Source organism: Brachyspira pulli (assembly GCF_036997785.1).
Taxonomy (GTDB): domain Bacteria; phylum Spirochaetota; class Brachyspiria; order Brachyspirales; family Brachyspiraceae; genus Brachyspira; species Brachyspira pulli.
Window position 1 is genome coordinate 1 of the sequence record NZ_JAWLQI010000042.1, and the last position, 22,071, is coordinate 22,071.

Here is a 22,071-nt window from a genome sequence, read left to right on the forward strand (position 1 = left end):
TAACAAGTTTTTTATTGGTAAACAAAAAAATTATAATAAAATAAATAAACTATAGAATTGATAAAAATATGGCAAAGAAAAATAACACTATATTTGTATGCGATAATTGCGGAGAAAGCACTATTAATTGGATGGGGAAATGCCCTTCCTGCGGTTCTTGGAATACTTTAAAACCATTTACAGAACCAAGTGCTGATGTTAATAAAAGCATAAGAGAAAAAACTTCAGTTGCTACCGATAAAGCAGCATTAACATCTATAAAAAAAATAAAAACTAATGAAAGCACAAGAATGTCAACCAACATAGATGAGCTTAATAGAGTTTTGGGCGGAGGTTTAGTATCTGGAAGTGTTATTCTTATAGGAGGTGAACCGGGAATTGGTAAATCCACATTGCTTTTACAAGTTGCCTCAAATATAGCTAAAAATGAAAAAGTTTATTATTTCACAGGCGAGGAATCTCTTGAACAAATAAAATTAAGAGCTGACAGATTAGATCTTGCAGATTCAGACTTCTTAATATCATCAGAATCAAATTGTGATAATATAATAAATACTTTATTAGATGAACCTCCTACCCTAGCAATAATAGACTCTATACAAACGATATATAGTCCTTCAACTAACAGCATAGCAGGTTCTCCGGCACAAATAAAAAACTGTGCTTGGGCTTTAATGCAAACTGCAAAATTAAAAAATATAACAATATTCCTTGTTGGACATATAACAAAGGAAGGTACGATAGCAGGCCCTAAAATTTTAGAGCATATTGTTGATTGTGTATTATATTTTGAAGGCGACGATAAAGTAATGTACAGAATACTTCGTGCTGTAAAAAACCGTTTTGGAACTGTTGATGAGGTAGGCATATTTGAAATGGCAGAAAAAGGATTAATGGAAGTAAAAGACCCTTCAAGAGTATTTACCAGAGGTTTAAATGAAACAGTATTTGCCGGAAGTGTTATAACTCCTGTAATAGAAGGAAGCAGAGTATTTTGCGTAGAACAGGAAGCATTAGTTGGAAGCAGTGCATTTGGTTATCCTAGAAGACTTACAATAGGTTATGATCAATATAGACTTTTAATAATAATAGCTATATTAGAAAAAAGAGCACATTTAAATTTATCGAATCAAGATGTATATATTAATATAGCAAACGGACTTAATGTTAAAGAAACCGCAAGTGATTTTTCTATAGCAATGGCAATAGCTTCAAGTATGTCCGGAATATCTATACAAAGAACAACTGCATATATTGGAGAATTGGGACTTTCAGGAGAGATAAGACCTGTAAGATTTATAGAAAGACGCATAAAAGAAATGAAAAAATTTTCTTTAAAAGAAGTATATATTTCTAAGCGTGCATTAAAAGAAGTAAAAAATATAGAAGGAATAAAAATTATAGGGCTAGAGCATATTTCGGAAGCCGTAAAAAGATTAGGTATATCATAACTCACATATTTTTTATTAAAGAAATGAAAAAATTACCGTTAATAATAATTTTAATACATGCATATACAAAAAATATAATTGAAAAATATAATATCATGATATATAATGTTACTATATGAAATATTGTATAAGGAGAAATTTTGAGTATAAAAGCAGAAGATTTTTACAATAAATTCAAATTTTGCATACCTACAAATAAAGAAATAGCTAATAAAGAAATAAATATACTTCAAAATATTATTAATAAATCAAATAAAGAAATACAGAATTATTTAAGACAATATATAGCAAAACTCACTTATTACCGTAAAAACTTCTTAGACGCTGAAACCGCATCAGCCATCTCCAAAATGCTTGTAGAAATAGCTTTTATATTAAGGCTTCAATATATAGATTATCTTCAGAAAAAAGAAAACAATACGTTAAGCAATGATGAAGAAGATATAATAAACCTATCAAAAATGATAAAACTTTTAATATCTGAAATATCTATGATAATATATAAAAAAGAGTATGAAACTAATAATATTTTTGAAAATATGGAAGCATTTAAATCTGACTCCACAATAGGACATATTAATAGGGTATTTTTGACAGCAATAGAAGCGATACTATTTTTTAATGAAAAAATGAGTCAAGGACTAACTAATAAAATAAGAGTAGATTTCAAAAAAACTTACTACAAATATTCTGAGAAAATATATAAAATGTACAATATAGATACAGAAAACAGTTTAGAAACAAATGTTAAACTTGGAATAAGAAAGTTAGAAGCTAATACATTGCTGGATACAACTATAGGAATATTAATGCATGATATTGCACTTGAAAATAATCATGACTATATACCTATACCTGAAGAGAAAAAAGATAATCATTCCATAAAGGACTACAACTTTACAAAATATTTTATGCGTGGAAGCGAAGGAGTATCTTTAACCGTTTCTTTGCATCATGAATATTACGGACATGGATACGGACTTTTCAGTGAATTATATAAAGCAGCTATAAAAAGAAATCCAAATCATGATATAGAATATATAGTTTCTTATGATTATAAAGATATATTAACTCTTCAAAGCTTAACATATCTGCCAGCCAAAATTTTGGAAGTTCTAGATGTATATGACACTTTAACACATAGCTTTAATAAATCAAGCAAAGAAGCTGTAAACTATATGGTCGAAAACTTTGTAGAAAAAAATATAATGCTTGATCCAATTGTAATGGATATGTTTATACAATACTTAAAAGAAATAAAAAAAATCAAATTATAAAAAATAATTTTTTATTACTTCTTTTAATCCGTCTTTATCAAGTTTATACATATTTAAAAGTTCATTTCTAGTAGCTACTTCAAAAAACTTATTAGGCAAAGCATGAATTTTTACAGTTTTGTATATTTCATTATCACTTAATAATTCTAATATAGCACTTCCTATACCGCCTGACTTAATAGACTCTTCTATAATTAAGATTTTATCAGATTTTTTTACTAAATTTAAAATTGTTTCTTCATCGAGAGGCTTTAAAGTAGATAAATTAAGTATAGTAGCATCAAAGTTCATCTCATCAGCAGCATCAACTATATCTATAAGAGTTTGACCATAACTTATAATAAGATTATTAGTTTTTTCAGCATTTCTAATTATATGAGCCTTACCAATTTCAAAATCATCAGCAACAATATTTTCTTTTAATTCTCTTACAGCTGATTTATTATATCTGATTACTGTAGGGCCTTTATATTCTACAGCTTTTTTTACCATATCCCTGAAATCTTTTTCACCAACCGGAGCCATTATAGTAATATTTGGTACAATTCTTAAAAAAGAAACATCAAATACGCCTTGATGAGTATCTCCGTCCTCCGGAACCAATCCTGCCCTATCTATCATAAGTTTAACATTTGCATTCATTATGCCAATATCATGTATAACTTGATCATATCCTCTTTGCAAAAATGTAGAATATAAGCATACAAAAGGTATTATTCCATTCTCAGCAAGACCAACAGCAAAAGTAACAGCATGCTGCTCTGCTATGCCGACATCAAAAAATCTATCTTTAAAAAGTTTTGCATACTCTGTTAATCCTGTACCTGACTCCATTGCTGCAGTTATAGCAACAACATTTTTATTTTCTTTTGCAGCATTTACAATACATTCTCCCGCAAGATTAGAAAATGTTTTAGCATTAGATTTATTTTTTAATTCCCCTGTTTCAATATTAAAAGGGGCTATGCCATGGAATTTGGAAGGATTTTCCTCTGCTATTTTGTATCCTTTACCCTTAACAGTATTAACTTGTACCAATCTAGGGCCTCTTATAGACTTAACTTTTTGGAATATATCAAGTAATTCTTCATAATTATGACCATCAACTGGGCCAAAATATTTAAATCCCATTTCTCTGAAGGCTATTCCAGGAGCAACAAAAGTTCTAATAGCACCTTTACCTCTGTCTATAAACTCATTTGCTATATCTCCGAAAGGTAAATTAGAAACAAGTCCCCTAACCTTTTCTGAAGCTTCCTGAATCAAACTGTCATTTAATGTTGTATTTAAAAATTTTGATATAGCACCTATATTCTTACCTATAGACATTTCATTGTTATTTAGAACTATAATTATATCAGTATCAGTATGAGCAATATTATTCATAGCCTCAAGTGCCATACCGCCTGTCATAGCTCCATCACCTATTATAGCTATAACATCGCCTCTAAGTCCTAATATATTTTTTGAACATGCCAAACCATAGGCAAATGATAATGATGTAGATGAATGCCCTGTTTCTTCTATGTCATGTTCTGATTCGCATCTTTTTGGAAATCCTGAAATTCCGCCGTAAGTTCTCAATGTATGGAATTTATCCTTTCTTCCTGTAATTATTTTATGAGTATATGCCTGATGTCCTACATCAAATATAAAAGCATCTCTTGGAGAAGAAAATAAATAATGAAGCACAAGAGTTAAATCAACCACACCTAAATTGCTTCCTAAATGTCCGCCTGTATTTGATACATTATTTATTAAAAATTCTCTTATCTCTGAAGATAATATTTTTAATTCTTCTACATTTAATTTTTTTAAATCACTAGGGCTGTTTATTTCTTCTAAATACATACATTACCTACCATAAAAATATAAAGCAATTATAACTATAAAAGATTTTATTTCAACTAAAAATATATAAATGATAAATTATTACTTGATTTTTTCTATATGTATGATATAATCCATTCAATTTATAACGAATAGGTAAAAAGATGAAAAATATTTTTTTAAAGCACAAGTCAATTTTTTATTTGTTACTCTATTCGATCTATTTATTTAACTTAACGAATTTGGAATTTTTTAAAAATATAAGGAATAAAGTTGTTATCTTTAACAATTTTATTCCTTTTTTTTATCCAAAATCAAAAAACATATTATCATATTAAATTATTTTTTAAGGGAGCCAAAATGAGAAACTTTATATCTGTCAAAGAGTTATCAAAAGATGAAATTATTGAGGTATTGGATGTTGCTAAAAGATTAGATAACACTGATAGTAAAGAAAGAATGAAAATATTGGACGGCAAAATAATGACAAGTATATTTTTTGAGCCTTCCACTAGGACTAGATTATCATTTACTTCAGCAGCTTATAAAATGGGCTGTAAAGAATTAGGTTTCGATAACCCTGATAAAAGTTCTATAATGAAAGGCGAATCTTTGAGAGATACTATCATAATGGTTTCTGCTTATTCTGATGTTATAGTTATGCGTCATAATATAGACGGAGCTGCCAGGTTCGCAGAAGAAGTTACTGATTGTCCTATAATAAATGCCGGAGACGGATCTAATGAACACCCTAGCCAAACATTATTAGATTTATATACTTTGAGAGAAGAACTAGGAAGTATAGAAAATAAAAAAATAGCATTTGTTGGTGATACTAAATATGGAAGAACTGTTCATTCATTGGCAAAAGCTTTAAAAAGATTTAATGGAGAATTTTATTTTATTTCTCCTGATATTATACAAATACCTGATTATATATTAAAAGAATTAGACAAATCTCAAATCAAATATAAAAAATTAAACAATTATGAAGAAATATTAAAAGATGTAGACTGCTTATATATGACTAGAATACAGAAAGAAAGATTTGATGATATTCAAGAATTTGAAAAAGTAAAACATGCATTTAATATATCAAGAGCTACTATAGAAGGTAAATGTAAAGACGATATGATAATAATGCATCCTCTTCCAAGAGTTGATGAAATTAATATAGATTTAGATGATACAAAATATGCTAAATATTTTGTTCAAGCTAGAAACGGCGTACCTACTAGAATGGCTATGCTTGCCATTGCTTCAGGAGTAATAGAATTAACATCTAAAAGAAAAGAGAAACCTTACCCAATAGTAGAAAATAAAGAAATGCTTTGTACAAATAGTAAATGTGTTACTCACTTTGAAAAAACAAAAAATAAAGTTATGAAAAGAAGCTACGGAGATTTCTGCTATTATTGTAACAGAGAAATAGGAAAATAATTTATATTAATAATATATACATAAGCAGCTATATTTTTATATATGGGGCTTTGCCCCATACCCCACTTCTTTTGCAACCGTAGGGAGTACCTGACGAAGTCCACCGTAGGTGTAGGTATGGCGTGCGGCGGGAAAAAGAACAATAAAAAAATTGACAAACTTAAAAATTTTTAGTATATACCTAAACAATTATATTTTGTCAAAAATAATTTTTTTAAATTTTAAATATCTGCAGGGCTTTGCCCCGCACCCCACTTCTTTTGGTGACCCAAAGAAGCAAAAGGACTATATTTTAGCTTAAATTAATAACCTATCTTACATGTAAAACAATTTTAGTATGATTTAGTACTAATTATGTAATTGCACTTTTTGCAACTTTGACGAAGTCCGCAGAGCGTGTGCGGCGGGAAAAAGTTGAATAAAAAAATGACAAACTTAAAAATTTTTAGTATATATAGAGAATATAAAATATATGATTATAAAAAATGCTAAAACTATAAATAATAAAACTGTTTCTATCATTATAGAAAACGAAAAAATAAAAAAAATAGATTTAGATAATAATTATTTAAACTATAAAGATGATAATATAATAAATGCAAACTATAATTATGTAATTGCTGGAATTATAGATCCTCATGTACATATGAGAGATCCGGGACTTACTCATAAAGAAGATTTTAATTCTGGAAGTAAAGCTGCAGCAAGAGGCGGTATTACAACTTTTTTGGATATGCCAAATACTGTACCAAACACCATATCAAAAGAAAATTTACTTTCAAAAAAATCTATGATGATTGGAAAATCTTATGTTGATTATGGCTTTCATTTCGGAGGAAGTAAAACAGACAATAGTGACGATATAAAAAATATCATTAATGATGCAGCATCAACAAAAATTTTCTTTAATGCTTCAACAGGAAACATGCTTGTAGAAGATGATAAAATATTAGAAAAATTATTTGAAGTATCTAAAATAGTTACCGTACATGCTGAAGATAAAATGGTTGATAAAGCAATCAGTATAGCTAAAAAAACAAATACTCCATTATATTTATGCCATTTATCTTTGGAAAGTGAAATTAATTCATTGAAAAAAGCAAAAGATTCCGGAATGATAATATACGGAGAAGCAACTCCTCATCATTTATTTTTAAATATTGAAGATGTTAATAAAAATGATAAAAATAAAATGCTTCTTAGAATGAAACCGGAATTAAGAGAAAAAAAAGACAATGAAGCTTTATGGAAAGCAATACTAGACGGTACAATTGACACTATTGGAACAGACCATGCTCCGCACTTGATAAGTGAAAAAATGGAAAAATTAACTTTCGGCATTCCTTCTGTGGAACATTCATTAGAATTGATGCTTAAAAAAGTTAATGATAATACTATAGATTTACAATTATTAACAAAAATAATGACTGAAAATACATCAAAAATTTTCGGTATAAATAATAAAGGCTTATTACAAGAAAATTATGATGCTGATTTTGTAATAATAGATTTAAATGATAATTCAGAAATAGAAGAAAAAGATATAATCACAAAAGCGGCTTGGTCTCCTTATTTAGGATTTAAAAGAGGAGGAAAAGTTCTAACTACTATTGTAAGAGGCAATATAGTTTATAATAATGGTGTATTCTCTGATACAATAATCGGAAAAGAAATATCCTATAAATAATAAAATAGCTGCAAATATAATAATTATATCTGCAGCTTTATAATATAATTAATTTTAAGGAAACCACTTATAATCTAAATATAGCCGTAGCTACTCTAAAAGCTGTAGGCAAATCTAAAAGGTATATTGTATTATTATCTATATCTTGATTTTTAAGCCATTCATTCATGTCATTCTTTGAACCAAAGAAATTCATAATATTTCAGCAAGTGCTTGCCCAATTCTTATTTTTATTTAAATCCACATGAATTACATGAATATCATTAGGGTAATGCTCAGCTATTTGTCTGTCTTTAATTCTCACATATATTTTTTCACCAGTTTGACTGCATAAAGAATTAATTTCAGTATCCTGATGAAATAAACTATAAGAACCTAAAGCATCTATGGCACACATAGAACAAAATTCTCTGCCGTCAGCAAGTTTAACTCTGTGATTAGTTTCCATAGCTGATACAGGATATAAAAATGCTACAGAATCACCGCTCATAGTGATAATTTCTTTTTCTAATAAAGTATTATATAGTTTTTCATCTCCGCATATTTTAATAGCTTCTTCACGATTAATAGTACAGCCTGTATCTATAACTCTGTTTATTAATCTTAATCTTGCCTCTTGTATATCTGAAGGTAAATTATGATATTTATCAGATACACCATACTTATTCATAAAATTGGCGTCAAACATAAAATACTCCTTATAAAGTTATAACTTGCTCTACACCGCTTCCTTCCAAAGCCTTATATAAATCTGGAAAACAGCCTATGCAAGCACCATCAATAAGCTTATCATCTATACCGCGTTCTATAGCACAGATATTACATGCCATAAGAAGTATTTTTTTCTTTTCCAATACTTTTGAAAGTCTGTCTCCTACACTGCTTCCTTTAGTAAGCATAAAAGTATTGTCTGCAAAAAACATCATACCTACAACTTCCGCTCCATGATTATCATTTAATAATTGCGGAATTACCATCTTATCCAAAATCATATGCGAATTTTGGCTGCTGAAAATATAAGCTACTTTCATCTTAATTAACTCCTCCGAAAATATTTGTAATTATTAAAATTTATAAATTAAAGAAAATACTATTATGCTTCAATAGGTTTATTTATAAAAGCCTTTTTAACATTATTAGTAAGTTCCCTAACATGCTCTAAATACTCTGCACTGTCTCTTTCTCTAGGGTGCTTTAAATCTATTTTTATATCAGCAACAATTTCTCCTTTGTTTAAGCTCATAACAATAACTCTGTCACTCATATAAACAGCTTCCGAAACATCATGAGTAACCATTAATATAGTACTGTTGCTTTCTTTAACTAACTGCAATAATTCATTTTGCATATGCTCTCTCATCTGCAAATCTATTGCCCCAAGTGGTTCATCTAAAAGCAATATTTTTGGATTAGGTGCTAATGCTCTTACTACTGCAACTCTCTGCTGCATTCCTCCTGAAAGTGATATAGGATACTTCTTTTCATGTCCTTTAAGATGAGAGATTTCAAGTAATTCTTCTAGTCTTTTTCTTTTTTCCTCTTTTGTCATACTGGAAAATTTTAAAGAATAAAGTATATTTTTCTCAACATTCATCCAAGGAAACAAAGCATAATTTTGAAATACATATCCTCTGTCAGAAGAAGGCTTTTCTATTCTTTGACCTTCAAGCAATACCTCTCCGGAACTTGGATTTTGGAACCCTCCAATTATAGTTAAAAGAGTTGTTTTTCCGCATCCTGAAGGGCCAAGCAATGTAACAAAATCACCCTTCTCTATTTGAAAATTAATATCCTTTAATACTTCAACTTCCGGAGCCTTCTTTGAAGTTTTAAAAGATTTGCATACATTATTAACTTCAAGAATTGCCATTTTTAAATCTCCAAGAAGTAAGTAATTTTTCTAATATAATTAATATTCTATCCATACTGAATCCTATAATAGCTGATACTATCATAAGAGCATAAAGTTTAGGAGTTTCAAGTCTTTGCTGAGCTTCAACAAGTATGAATCCGAATCCTTTGCTTGTAGCTATAAACTCTGCACATATTACACTCATCCAACCCAAACCTAAAGCAAGTCTGCATCCTGTAAGAAATGAAGGCAATGCACCAGGTAAAATTATATCAAGCATTATATCTATATTTTTAGCTCCCATACTTCTGGCAGCATTTATATAATTAGGATCTATTCCTCTAACTCCGTCTATTGTATTTATTATTAAAGGAAATATTGCACTCATAGTAATCAAAAATATTGTAGGGCCGTCGCCTAATCCGAACCAAACTATAGCTAAGGGTATCCAAGCCATTATAGGTACTTGTCTTATTGAGTTTATTATTGGAGATATCGCTAAAAGTATAGGTTTTGAATATCCCATAATAAGTCCTAAAGGCAAACCTATAATACAAGCTATAATAAATCCTCTGAATACTCTTTCTAATGTTATAAGTAAATTTTGTACCGTATAAGAATCAACCCAAGACTTAAAAAACTCTTTACAAGTAAGTATAAAGTCCGGAAGCAATAAATTATTATCTATTTTTTTGGCAAGAAAATACCAAATAATCATAATTGCAAGAAGTACAGAAACACTATAAAATTTCATAAACATACTGTTTCCGGCATTTCCTAAATTTATTACTCTGCTTTTATTTTGTGGAACCTGACGCCCATTGTTTTCCATATATTCATTTCTCCTTCAGAATTTGAAATATCCAAATAATCAGCAAGTACATTTGATAATACTGTTTCATTATCAATATCATCAATAGCTTCATTATAGACTTTGATAAAATCATTAAGCATAACTGTATCTTTTAATTTTTTGGATGCAACTAAATAATAATCAGTTTTTTCTGTATCTATCTTTTTAAATCTGGCATTTTTAATTTTTAAAGCCAATATAATATCAATAAAAATAGCATCAACTGTTTTCTTTTCTAAAGCATAAGGCAAAGCAGTAGCAAGCATTGGATAATAATTAGAATTTTTATATCTTTCTTTTAAAAGAGCTTCCTGCAATAACCTTTTATTCATATATCCAATATCTTTTGGTTCAATATTATCATAACTTTCATCATAATAAACCAATATATTAGAACCATTTACTATAGAATCAACTATATAATAATTTGTATCTACAGACATCAATTGAAAAGCTGCATCAGGACATAAAACTGCCATATCAACCTTACCGGATATAAAAGCAAATTCAGCCTGAGAACCGCAGCAATCCAAAAACTGTATATAATCTAAATTAGAAAATTCTATATTAGACTCTTTACTATTTATTATATAATCAAACAGCATTCCGGAAGCATCATTTCCGCATGCTATTGTTATTTTATCTTTTTTATTTTTATCTAAAGCATTTTTATAATTTTGAAATAAGATGAAGCATATTATAAAAATAACAGTAAATATAATAATATATTTATTTCTTTTTATCATATACTCATCTTATTCCTTTCATTAATAAATACATCAAAATAAAGTTAATATTCTATTTTGATATATGAGCTTTCTAATCACACTGTATGTTAACTTCTCTTGTAGTAGAAGAAGTTTTGTTTCCAAAAATAACAGCGTCAACTGATACACTTTATGTAAATTTTATCTACTTTTTTGTCGCACAAAAAAGTAGCAAAAAACGCAATTGCTATAACTTTATATTAAAAACATGCCTATTAAATATAGAGTATAACCTATAAAAATGCAGTTCTTCGCGAAGCGTATCCGAGCCTGTCAAGGATATAAGGTTCTTTTATACCAATACCAAAAGGTACCTACTCGGTAAAAGAACTGGGGTGCTGCACGCTGTGTACTTCGTAAGGGCAAAGCCACCACAAACAATAAAATTGAAAAAACTAAAATTAACAAAATATAGTTGTTTAGGTATATACTATATTTTTAAGCTTTTGGCTCTTCTTTAATATTATCAACTTCAACTGCTTTAGCTCTCCAATCTTCATAACTCATACCAAGAGGGAATATTGGATCAACTTCTTCTTTAATAAATACATCAAAATCTTTAGCACCGCAGTTATCAAAGTAAGATAAATCAATATAATCATCTATATCAAGAGAATTAATATCATCTCTTACGCCTAATCTTCTCATAGTTTTCATTTGATTATGAACATAATCTCTATTTAATTTCCAAGTGATAGTTCTTCCTTCCTCATTAAGTTTTTTCCATAAAGTCATAAGACCTACTTCCAAAGGAACATTATAATTTTCAGCAAATATTTCTGCTGCTTTATAAGGGTGAAGATACATATATTCTATAGACATAGCATGAGCAAGTAATATTCTTTCTGCCAATTTTGGATGAGCTTTAGCAAAGTTATAATTCATACAAACTTTACAGCAAGTTCCATGTCCGTCTATTTCTCTGTCAGTATTTTGTCTTTTTAATATTTTACCAGTGTTCTCATATTCTGCCATAGAACCCCAAGGGTCACATGCACCGTAACCATCTAATTGTCCCAATTTGAATGCAAAATATGCATCTGAATCACTCATAGAAAAATTTTCATAGTATGTTGTGTCTCTAGGTATATTCAATTGTTCTGTCCATTCAGCCCAGTTTAAATTTACTGTTTCAGCATTTGCTCCCATAGATATTTTTTTATTAAGTAAATCTTCCGGCTTTTCTATATCTTTAGAAACAACAAAATATTCAGCACCGCCTGTATGATTTTCTGCTGCTATAAAAAGAGGCACTTTATTTTTTACAGCATTCAAAGTAGTTGTAAAACCTGCATAAGCCATATCCATTTGACCTGCACTCATAGCTTCCGGAACATTACCATTACCTGTAACTGTAACATTCAAACCTAATGCTTTAAATATTCCAGTATCCTCTCCAACACAAGCTGCTGTCATATGATCGCAGTTATAATATCCTAAATTAATTTTATACTTTTTATCTGCATCGCTTAATTCTTCCAAATTATAATCGGCAACTATAGCTTGTACATCTTCCGGAATAGAAGAAGCATCTGTTCCTTTAGATACTTTATCACCGCCTCCGCATGAAACAGCAAACAACATCATAGAAAAAATAATCACAATTTTTTTCATTTTTATTCTCCTCATTGAATTCTTTTAATTAATTTTTTATCTTAGCAACATTTTTCCATGCCATTTTCAAACAAACTTATTAGCTCTCCATTCTCAAGCCTATAAACAGCAAAACCTATACTAGCACCTTTTTTACCTGATACCAAAATTTCATTAGGTACTTTTTCATCTATATTGTAGAATTTGATTGTATAATTCTCTATAGGTGCAGGTATTGGAGTAGTCATTAGTATTTTTCCACTATTAGAATCTTTATATATTCCAACTAATTTATTTGAATATTCAGATTCTTTATAAATTATTATCAAATCATCTTCATTATCTCCGCTGAAATCACCCTCCAAAAAAGTTAATAATTCTTTATCAGAATATTTATTAATATAAACGCTATATAATTCTTTGTTTTTTATACCCTCAGCATCTTTTATATTTTCTACATTACTTTTACTGCAAGATAGAAAAAATATACAAATACATATAGCATACAATATTCTTAACATTGAATTTCTTTTTCCTTGCCTGATTTATTTATTAATAGTTGTATTTTTTTTACTATTACCATAAACCATGAATACAAGCCCATAAATAAGACAACAACAGCACATATATTTCTAAACCAATCTGGAAAAGATATGTTTATATTATTAGCTATTTCTATCTGCTTCTTAGAATTTGATAAATCAAAGATGGGCGTAAAACTATCCGTTAATAAAATATTTGTAATGTAACCTATCAAGATACCAAAAAAAAGCATAGAAATTAAATATATGATTAAGGTTCTCTTACCTATGAGCTTGTAAATACTAATTAATTCTGATATGTTAGTAGCAACACCAGTAATTAAAAAAGTTATAGCTATACCAGGTGAAGCACCAGCCGATATCAATGCAGCTATAAATGGTATATGTCCCAAAGCACATACATACATTATACAGCCTACTGCTGTTATTCCTATTATTGATACTAATTTTGGATTGCTTAAATACTGCATAACAAATGACTGAGGTATTACTGTTATTAAAATCGCACCAAATAAAGTACCTAATAATATAAATCTGCTTATCTCTATTCCAAGATTATTAAATCCCCATAAGATACCATTGAATAATTTTTTATACCAAGGTGTTTTATCTACATAAGTATTTTCAGGAATTTTAATATTCATACTTTGTAATTTCAAAACTTCAGGCGATATCAATTCTTTACCGCCGAAAATATTTCCTAACATTCCTATTATTAAAGGAAGAAATATTCCGCATAAAATATATATAATAGTAATTTCTTTACCCAACATAGCGAATGCAACTATTATTGCCGCAGGATTTATTATTGGAGTTGCCGCCAAAAAAGAAAGTGTTGGTCCCAAATATGCACCAGTTCTATATAAACTCAATGCCAAAGGTAATACACCGCAGCTGCATATAGGCAAAAGTGCTCCTGATATAGTTGTTTTTATCAAAGAAGATAGCTTTTTATTTCCTATAGATTTTTGCAAAGACTGTGGACGAACAAAAGCATGTATTATTCCAGATAATATTAAACTTATAACAATCCATTCAGAACTTATAACCAAAAAGTCCCAGAATACATATAAAAAATGCATCAACATATTATTTTATCCAATTATGAATTTTGAGCTTCTACAGCTTTTTTAATTTCTTGTTCAATTAATTTTTTACTTAAAACATCGTATCTATCTTTTTCATTTATAATCAATGTACCTCTGTCTACCATTCCATACTTTGCTAAATAATCAAAATCTTTTCCAGCATAGTATAATTTTACTTCTATCTTATCTCCATAACTTTTTTGAAGTTCATTTAAATATGATGAATACCCATCACAAGTAGGGCATGTATTTATAAATTCAACTAATACTTTAGACATAAAAAATTCCTTATAAAAATGTTAATAAAACTTTTTCAAATGATAAAAATTAATATATAACTGCAAAACAAAAAATATATATTAATACTTTTTATTTTAATTAGTTATGTGATTATTAATTAGATGTAAAGGTTGAATATGCACACGGCATATTATAGAGAAATTATCTCGGGAAAAGAGTCCTGATTTAAGAATAACATTTGTTGTAAATTGGTTATTAAAAACATATACTATTATCCTAAAATTGATAAACTTTATATTACCATAATTTTTAGTAAAGTCAATTATTTTTATATATTGTAAGCTATTTATTTTTTATTTTTTTATTTTAAATTCAAAAATTTAAAGTTTGTTATAACAATATTCTTATATTAATTATTTTTAATTTATTTATATAAAATAGTTATAAACAAAATGAAACTTTATTTATATATAAATAAAATTGTACAAAAAATTGTTACAAATACTAAAAACATAATTTTTTTTTAATAAAAAAACAAAAAAAATGTCAATAGTTTTATTCATAATTAATTATTTTAATATGATAATTTAGATTGATTTTTTTTACCTAATATTATAATATATTTCAAATATTTAATTATAATATAACAAACAAACATATAAATAATTTAAGGAAATACAAAATTGAAGATAAGAGAATTATCTAGGATAAGCGGCATTTCCCCTGCTACTATTTCTAGAATGTTGAAAGACCCGAATTCGGTAAAAGAATCTACCAGAAATAAAATTAATGATATTTTAAAAAATAAAGGCATTGATGAATGCTTTAATATAAAGTGTGTAAAAAAAGTTATATTAATAATACCAGATTTAAGCAATACTTTTTATTTGGATTTATTTAATGGTATAATATTTACAGTTCAACAAAATAATACACCTTTTGAAATATATCTTACAAATGAATCTATAGAAGAAGAAATAAAAATTTTCTCAAGAATAGAAGAAGATAAAGATATAGGCGTAATATGGGTTCCTGCTTCAGCTAAGAGAGATAAATTACCTTATAATAGAAATACAAATATTGTTTCATTAGTAGATAGAAATTTAGATTTTGAAGATATATATATAAAAAATTTATCCAACAATTTTAGTGCTGCTAAAAAGGCAACTGATTTATTGATAGAAGGCGGGGCAAAAAACCCTATAATAATAACAGGAAGTTTAAATCTAAGTAATGCTAAAGAAAGAAAAGAGGGATTTTTAGAAAGTATTAGAAGCCATCATTTAGATAATGGTATAGAGAGAGTATACTATGGTGATTTTAACAACAGCGACAGCGGATATGATATCATAAAACAACTTGTAAAAGATAATATAAAATTCGATTCAATACTAGCAGCTAATCAAATTGTTGCCATAGGTATATTAAAAGCTTTAAAAGAATTAAAATTATCAATACCGGAAGATGTATCAATAATATCATTTGATAAAGTTGTTAATTTATATTCAGAAAATCAAAACATATCAGAAGTTGTATTCCCAGCATTTGATATAGGTATTAATGCCACAAAAGTACTATTAGAACAAAAAACATTTAATACTCCTAAGCAAGTATACAATTACTCAGCACAGTTTCATTTAAGAGGAAGTGAAAAAAAACATTCTAATTAAATTATTAAAAAATATTCAGTATATACCTAAACAACTATATTTTGTCAAAATAATTTTTTTAAATTTTAAATATCTGCAGGGCTTTGCCCACCACGCTGTGTGCTTACGCAGCACCCCACTTCTTTTGCGACCGTAGGGAGTGCCTTTGGCGTGCCCCAAAGAAGCAAAAAGGCTGCATTTCGACTTAATTTTAGTAATTTATATTACATGTAAAACATAATTAGTATGATTTAATACTAATTTTATATTTGCACTTTCGCGAAGCGTATCCGAGTTTATCGAGGATATAAGGTTCTTGACGAAGTCCGCCTGTGGCGTGCGGCGGGAAAAAGAACAATAAAAAAATTGACAAACTTAAAAATTCTTAGTATATGCCTAAACAACTATACTTTGTCAAAAATAAATTATATTTTTTTTAATATATTGGGCTTTGCCCTTACGAAGTACATAGCGTGCAGAACCCCACTTCTTTTGCGATCGTAGAGAGTGCCTGCGACTGAAAGAGTACATGACAAAGTCCACTATAAGTGTATGTATGGTATTATAAAAGAACAAAAATATACCTTGCAACATATATAAAAGAATTTATTACTTATAAATAAAAGTGATAAAATATATAAATCTTTTGGTATTAATATTCTATATATTAAAAAGGTTACTACTTAATTAAAGCAGTAACCTTGTAAAGAATTTTTAAGAATACTTAATTAATATTAATAAGCTTTCTTATATAAAGCCAATATATCATCTAATGTTACATCTCTAGGATTTCCGCCAGTACATACATCAGCTAAAGCGTCTTTTGCTAATCTAGGAAGATCTTCTTCTTTGATTTTTAATTCTCTTAAGTTAGCAGGAATATTAACATCTTTAGAAAGTTTTCTAACAGCTTCAACAGCTAATTTAGCAGCTTCTTCTTTGCTTAATCCGTCAACTTTTTCTCCCATTGCTACAGCTATATCAACATATTTGTCTATACAAACTGGCATATTGAATTCCATAACAGTAGGTAAAAGTACAGCATTAGCAACACCATGAGGAATATCAAATATAGCTCCAAGTGGGTGAGCCATAGAGTGAACAATACCAAGTCCTACGTTACTGAAACCCATACCAGCAACATACTGAGCAATGCTCATTCCGTCCATATCTGTCATATTTTTATCTTTAACAGCACCTCTTAAGTGTTTAGATATAAGCTGCATAGCTTTATATTCAAACATATCAGAAATAGTATGAGCACCTTTAGTGATATAACCTTCGATAGCATGAGTTAAAGCGTCCATACCAGTAGCAGCAACAAGGCTATTAGGCATAGAAGCCATAAGTTCAGCATCTACTAAAGCAACTATAGGTATATCTTTAGGGTCAACACAAACCATTTTTCTGTTTTCTTCTTCATTAATAATTACATAGTTAATTGTAACTTCAGCTGCAGTACCGCAAGTAGTAGGAAGAGCCATAATAGGTACGCTTTTATTTTTAGTAGCTGCAACTCCTTCAAGAGATTTAACATCAGCAAAATCTGGATTATTTTTAGTAATACCTATAGCTTTAGCAACGTCCATTACAGAACCACCGCCAACTGCTATTAAGAAATCAGCACCAGATTCATTAAATTTTGCTAAACCGTCTTTACAGTTTTTGATAGTAGGGTTTTGCTTAATATCTAAAAATACATCATAAGCAATATTAGCACCATCTAAAACATCTTTAACTTTTTTAAGTACGCCGCAAGAATCCAAAACCTTATCACTTACTAAAAGGGCTTTTTTAAAACCTCTTGCTTTGATTTCAGTAGCAAGTTCACTTCTTATACCTACACCGAAATAACTTGTTTCATTTAGAATATATCTAGCCATAAAAACACTCCTATTATTTTATTTTTTATAAATATTTCTTCCTTTTTATTCTTTAAGAAGATTTATTTTTTAGTTTTATGTTTTACATTCAAACCATAATTTTTAAATTTTTCTAAAACCACTTCCATTTCACTATCAGGTAAAACAGAATAATCGCCTATTCCTCTAACACCCATATATAATCTAGCTAAATTCTCAACTTCCATCATAACATGATAAGCTTTCTCTAAAGTTTCATCAGTAGCAACCAAACCATGATTTTTTAATATACAAGCTTTATAGCCTTTCATAGCTTCAGAAATATTATCACATAATTCTTGAGTACCATAAGTAGCATATTTAGCACAAGGAATCTTATTTCCGCCAGCAACACCTACCATATAATGTATAGCTGGTATATAATCTATATTTAAAATAGAAACCATTGATGAATAAATAGCATGGTTATGTATTACAGCATTATAATTTGGATTATCTTTAAGAATTGATAAATGGAATCTCCATTCACTAGAAGGAATTTTATCTTTTTCAGGATTTCCTTCTGCATCTACAAAAACTATATCATCTGGAGTCATAATCTCATAAGGCATACCAGATGGAGTTATAAGCATACCATCATTAAATCTTAAACTTACATTTCCAGCAGTACCTTGATTAACACCATCTCTTCTCATACTTAAACAAGTATCTATAATCTTTTGAGCTAACTCTTTTCTATTAGAATCAGACATATTTATTCTCCTTAAATATTATATTTTTTTTATTTCAAAACTATTAATAACTAATTTTCTCATCTCTTTAGTATCTTTTAGAATTCCTAAAGCTTTGAATTGTGCTAATATATTACCAGTAGCAGTACATTCTATAGGGCCTACAGAAACTTCTAATCCAGTTTTCTCTTTTGTAAGTTCACATATTAATTTATCCCTAGTACCGCCGCCAACAATACATAAAGTTTTAATATCTTTATTTAATAGTTTTTTAAGACTACTAATGTATTTTGCATAACTTTCAGCTAAGGAATTATATACTGAAGCTATTATAATACCTCTCTGATCTTTTGATACGCTTGGCTGATTAGTGTCTTTATAATAAGATAATATTTCATCTTCTATATCTTTAGGATTATAGAATCTATTATCAATTATATCAATTCTATGACTATCTTTAATATTATCTCTTGCCAATTTTTCCATATCATTAAATGAAATTTGATATTTCTTTTGTAATAATTGTATAGTCCAAAGACCATTTATATTCTCTAAAAATCTTATAGTATTATCATATCCCATTTCATTTGTAAAACCATTTTCAAATGCTTCTTCTGTTAATATAGGTCTATTTAATTCAACACCTAATAAAGACCAAGAACCTGATGATAAATAAGCAGTTTTATCATCTGTAATAGGAGCTGACAATACGGCAGAAGCAGTATCATGTGAAGCTACAGCTATAACATCAAAAGGCTGACAACCCAAATAATCAGCTATTTCTTTTTTCAATACACCTTTTTTAGTGCCAGGCTCATTCAATGTTGGTAATTTATCAATACTAAAGTTAATTTTATTTAAAATTTCTTCTGACCACTCTCTTTTATTTACATCTACAAGCTGAGAAGTAGAAGCTATAGTAAATTCACTAGAAGCATTTCCTGTTAAAAAATATCCAAATAGATCCGGAGTAAACAATAATTTTGAAGCATTATTTACAATATCAGCCCTGCCTTGTATATCTTCATATATTTGCATTATACTATTGAAAGGCATGCAAGATATACCAGTTATATCATATAATTCCTTGGCACCTAAACCTATTTTCTCTAATTTTTTTATTGTATCAATTGTTCTTGTATCTCTATAATTTATAGGATTTGATAATAGCTCACCATTTTTATCGATATAACCATAATCAACTCCCCAAGAATTTATACCTAAAGAAGAAGGCTGCACACCCATATCTACAACCTTTTTAATACCTTTTAATAACTCATTATACATATATATAAAATCTGTATAATAATAATTATTAACTTTTATAGGAGTTAAAGAAAATCTATGAACTTCTTCCAAAGTCATTTTATCATTTTCAAACTTTGATAAAAAAATCTTACCTCCAGAAGAACCAAAATCACATGCTATAGAATAAATTTGATCAATCATAATAAACACACCATTTAAATTATATAGTTAATATAGTAAATTTTTGTTTCATATTCAATAAAAAAATTAGTTATTTTTTTATAATAAATCATTTTTTTTAAACAAATTTATTTTTTTTAAAACAATTTCAAACAAAACGAATTTTTTTACAAAAAAAAACAATATAATATTGATTATGCTCTTTTTTTTTACTAAAATATAGTATGTGAAAAAAATTAAAACTTAAGGATAAATTATTCTATGAGTGATAAAGTAATTCTAAAAATGAATGGAATAGAAAAGAGATTTAAAGGTGTTTATGCTTTAAAAAACTTTAATTTCTCTTTAATCCAAGGTGAAATATTAGCTTTAATAGGAGAAAATGGTGCCGGTAAATCTACACTTATGAAGATTTTATCTGGAATATACAAAAAAGATGCTGGAACCATAGAATATTTTGGAAAGCCTTTGGAAGTATCCGGCCCTAAAGAAGCTGAAGAAAATGGCATATCAATAGTACATCAAGAATTAAACTTAATGAATCATTTGACTGTTGCTCAAAATATCTTTATAGGTCATGAACCTTTAAATAAATTAGGTTTGATAGATGATAAGTTAATGATTAAGAGAGCAGAAAAAATATTCCAAGGAATGAATGTTGATATAAATCCAGCTGCAAAAATAGGTTCTTTAACAGTTGGTAAACAGCAATTGGTTGAAATAGCAAAAGCATTAACTCACAATTCAAAAATATTAATACTTGATGAACCTACAGCAGCTTTAACAGAATCAGAAACAAAAGAGCTATTTAGAATAATTAAAGATTTACAAATAGCAGGCGTATCAATAGTATATATTTCTCATAGATTAGATGAATTATTCATATTATCAGACAGAATAACAGTTATAAGAGACGGTGAATATATAGACACAAAAATAACAAAAGAAACTAATAAAGATGAAATAGTTAATCTAATGGTTGGACGTGTTATATATGAAACACCTAAAACAGAAAGTAAAGTAGCAAAAGATGCTAAAGAAATTCTAAGAGTAGAAAATTTAGTTGTACCTGGAGTAGTAAAAGATGTAAGTTTCTCTTTAAAGCATGGAGAGATTTTAGGATTTGCAGGACTTATGGGAGCAGGAAGAACAGAAACTGCTAGAGCTATTTTTGGTGCAGATAAATTTGAAAGCGGAAAAATATTTGTTGATGGAGAGGAAGTATCAATTAAATCTCCTGTTGATGCTATAAAAAGCGGAATCGGATATCTTTCTGAAGATAGAAAAAGATACGGATTGGCATTAGGTTTACCTGTATTTGAAAATATGATGATGGGTAATTATGATAAATTTTCAAATATGCTTATGGTACAAAATGCTAAAGTTAAAGATACAGCAGAAAAAGAAGTAGAATCTTTAAATATAAAAACACCTTCTATAAACCAATTAGTAAAAAACCTATCAGGCGGAAATCAGCAGAAAGTTGTAATAGCAAATTGGTTAATAAAAGAATGTAAAGTGTTAATATTTGATGAGCCTACAAGAGGAATAGACGTAGGTGCTAGAAGTGAGATTTATAACCTTATGGAACAATTAGTATCTATGGGAAAATCTATAATAATGATTTCTTCAGACTTAGTAGAAATATTAAGAATGAGCGACAGAATTCTAGTTATGTCAGAAGGTAAAAAAACTGGAGAACTAGATATAAAAGGAACTACACAAGATGATATTATGAAATATGCCACTATGAGATAATATCATTAACTATAAAAAAATAA

At 28.3% G+C, this 22,071-nt stretch carries 19 protein-coding genes; 6 read left to right on the top strand and 13 right to left on the bottom strand.

Going from position 1 to position 22,071, the window contains the following annotated elements; translation table 11 throughout:
- The first annotated feature begins 68 nt into the window (after positions 1–68).
- Both radA and R4K56_RS09855 read left to right on the top strand, forming a co-directional pair.
- Positions 69–1,451, top strand: a complete 1,383-nt coding sequence (radA, locus tag R4K56_RS09850; RefSeq protein WP_335773117.1) for a DNA repair protein RadA — start codon at positions 69–71, stop codon at positions 1,449–1,451.
- Between the two features lie 140 nt (positions 1,452–1,591).
- Complete coding sequence (locus R4K56_RS09855; protein WP_335773116.1) at positions 1,592–2,728, top strand: HD-GYP domain-containing protein; 1,137 nt, start codon at positions 1,592–1,594, stop codon at positions 2,726–2,728.
- On the opposite strand, the gene dxs is transcribed toward R4K56_RS09855, so the two are convergent.
- Positions 2,723–4,579, bottom strand: coding sequence for a 1-deoxy-D-xylulose-5-phosphate synthase (gene dxs / locus R4K56_RS09860; protein ID WP_335773115.1), 1,857 nt, complete (start codon positions 4,577–4,579; stop codon positions 2,723–2,725). The two genes, R4K56_RS09855 and dxs, sit on opposite strands and share 6 nt — an antisense overlap.
- 339 nt (positions 4,580–4,918) lie before the next feature.
- Here dxs and pyrB point away from each other — a divergent pair, with 339 nt between their 5' ends.
- A complete protein-coding gene (gene pyrB, locus R4K56_RS09865; RefSeq protein ID WP_335773114.1) occupies positions 4,919–5,998 on the top strand; it encodes an aspartate carbamoyltransferase in 1,080 nt (359 codons plus the stop codon).
- 472 nt (positions 5,999–6,470) lie between these two features.
- Positions 6,471–7,685: a dihydroorotase gene (locus tag R4K56_RS09870; RefSeq protein WP_335772896.1), complete on the top strand. Its 1,215-nt coding sequence runs from the start codon at positions 6,471–6,473 to the stop codon at positions 7,683–7,685.
- A 67-nt stretch (positions 7,686–7,752) separates the two neighbouring features.
- Here R4K56_RS09870 and saoL read toward each other — a convergent pair whose 3' ends face one another.
- The 9 genes from saoL to saoT form a co-directional block, all read right to left on the bottom strand.
- The gene (gene saoL, locus R4K56_RS09875) at positions 7,753–8,373 is read right to left on the bottom strand and encodes a MerB-like organometallic lyase SaoL (RefSeq protein ID WP_335760871.1); all 621 of its coding nucleotides are present in this window, start codon (positions 8,371–8,373) and stop codon (positions 7,753–7,755) included.
- A 10-nt stretch (positions 8,374–8,383) separates the two neighbouring features.
- Entirely contained in the window at positions 8,384–8,716 is a 333-nt protein-coding gene (saoD, locus tag R4K56_RS09880) for a DsrE-related protein SaoD (RefSeq protein WP_297300252.1), read from the bottom strand.
- A gap of 62 nt (positions 8,717–8,778) precedes the next feature.
- Positions 8,779–9,555: an ABC transporter ATP-binding protein SaoA gene (gene saoA, locus R4K56_RS09885; RefSeq protein ID WP_335772891.1), complete on the bottom strand. Its 777-nt coding sequence runs from the start codon at positions 9,553–9,555 to the stop codon at positions 8,779–8,781.
- The gene (gene saoP, locus R4K56_RS09890) at positions 9,542–10,369 is read right to left on the bottom strand and encodes an ABC transporter permease subunit SaoP (RefSeq protein ID WP_335757635.1); all 828 of its coding nucleotides are present in this window, start codon (positions 10,367–10,369) and stop codon (positions 9,542–9,544) included. Before saoP ends, saoA begins: the two co-directional genes overlap by 14 nt.
- On the bottom strand, positions 10,324–11,136 hold the full coding sequence (saoB, locus tag R4K56_RS09895; RefSeq protein ID WP_335757634.1) for an ABC transporter substrate-binding (seleno)protein SaoB: 813 nt from the start codon (positions 11,134–11,136) through the stop codon (positions 10,324–10,326). The genes saoP and saoB overlap by 46 nt, the downstream gene beginning before the upstream one ends.
- A 459-nt stretch (positions 11,137–11,595) precedes the next feature.
- Positions 11,596–12,771 carry an ABC transporter substrate-binding subunit SaoX gene (gene saoX / locus R4K56_RS09900; protein ID WP_335757633.1) on the bottom strand — a complete coding sequence of 392 codons (1,176 nt, stop codon included), beginning with the start codon at positions 12,769–12,771 and terminating at the stop codon, positions 11,596–11,598.
- Positions 12,772–12,812: 41 nt separating this feature from the next.
- On the bottom strand, positions 12,813–13,271 hold the full coding sequence (gene saoC / locus R4K56_RS09905; RefSeq protein WP_335772892.1) for a Cys-Cys-COOH (seleno)protein SaoC: 459 nt from the start codon (positions 13,269–13,271) through the stop codon (positions 12,813–12,815).
- Positions 13,265–14,380 carry an efflux transporter SaoE gene (gene saoE, locus R4K56_RS09910; RefSeq protein WP_335772893.1) on the bottom strand — a complete coding sequence of 372 codons (1,116 nt, stop codon included), beginning with the start codon at positions 14,378–14,380 and terminating at the stop codon, positions 13,265–13,267. The genes saoC and saoE overlap by 7 nt, the downstream gene beginning before the upstream one ends.
- A gap of 14 nt (positions 14,381–14,394) precedes the next feature.
- Positions 14,395–14,658 carry a thioredoxin-like (seleno)protein SaoT gene (saoT, locus tag R4K56_RS09915; RefSeq protein ID WP_335757630.1) on the bottom strand — a complete coding sequence of 88 codons (264 nt, stop codon included), beginning with the start codon at positions 14,656–14,658 and terminating at the stop codon, positions 14,395–14,397.
- Positions 14,659–15,303: 645 nt separating this feature from the next.
- Between saoT and R4K56_RS09920 the strand changes: the two genes are divergently transcribed.
- Entirely contained in the window at positions 15,304–16,290 is a 987-nt protein-coding gene (locus R4K56_RS09920) for a LacI family DNA-binding transcriptional regulator (protein ID WP_335772894.1), read from the top strand.
- A 713-nt stretch (positions 16,291–17,003) separates the two neighbouring features.
- Here R4K56_RS09920 and fucO read toward each other — a convergent pair.
- The 3 genes from fucO to R4K56_RS09935 all read right to left on the bottom strand — a co-directional run bounded on the left by fucO (position 17,004) and on the right by R4K56_RS09935 (position 20,311).
- On the bottom strand, positions 17,004–18,152 hold the full coding sequence (gene fucO, locus R4K56_RS09925) for a lactaldehyde reductase (protein ID WP_297300186.1): 1,149 nt from the start codon (positions 18,150–18,152) through the stop codon (positions 17,004–17,006).
- A gap of 62 nt (positions 18,153–18,214) precedes the next feature.
- The gene (locus R4K56_RS09930; RefSeq protein WP_297300184.1) at positions 18,215–18,883 is read right to left on the bottom strand and encodes an L-fuculose-phosphate aldolase; all 669 of its coding nucleotides are present in this window, start codon (positions 18,881–18,883) and stop codon (positions 18,215–18,217) included.
- Between the two features lie 18 nt (positions 18,884–18,901).
- Entirely contained in the window at positions 18,902–20,311 is a 1,410-nt protein-coding gene (locus tag R4K56_RS09935) for a rhamnulokinase (protein ID WP_335786907.1), read from the bottom strand.
- Between the two features lie 240 nt (positions 20,312–20,551).
- Here R4K56_RS09935 and R4K56_RS09940 point away from each other — a divergent pair, with 240 nt between their 5' ends.
- On the top strand, positions 20,552–22,048 hold the full coding sequence (locus R4K56_RS09940; protein WP_335757627.1) for a sugar ABC transporter ATP-binding protein: 1,497 nt from the start codon (positions 20,552–20,554) through the stop codon (positions 22,046–22,048).
- Positions 22,049–22,071: the final 23 nt, after the last annotated feature.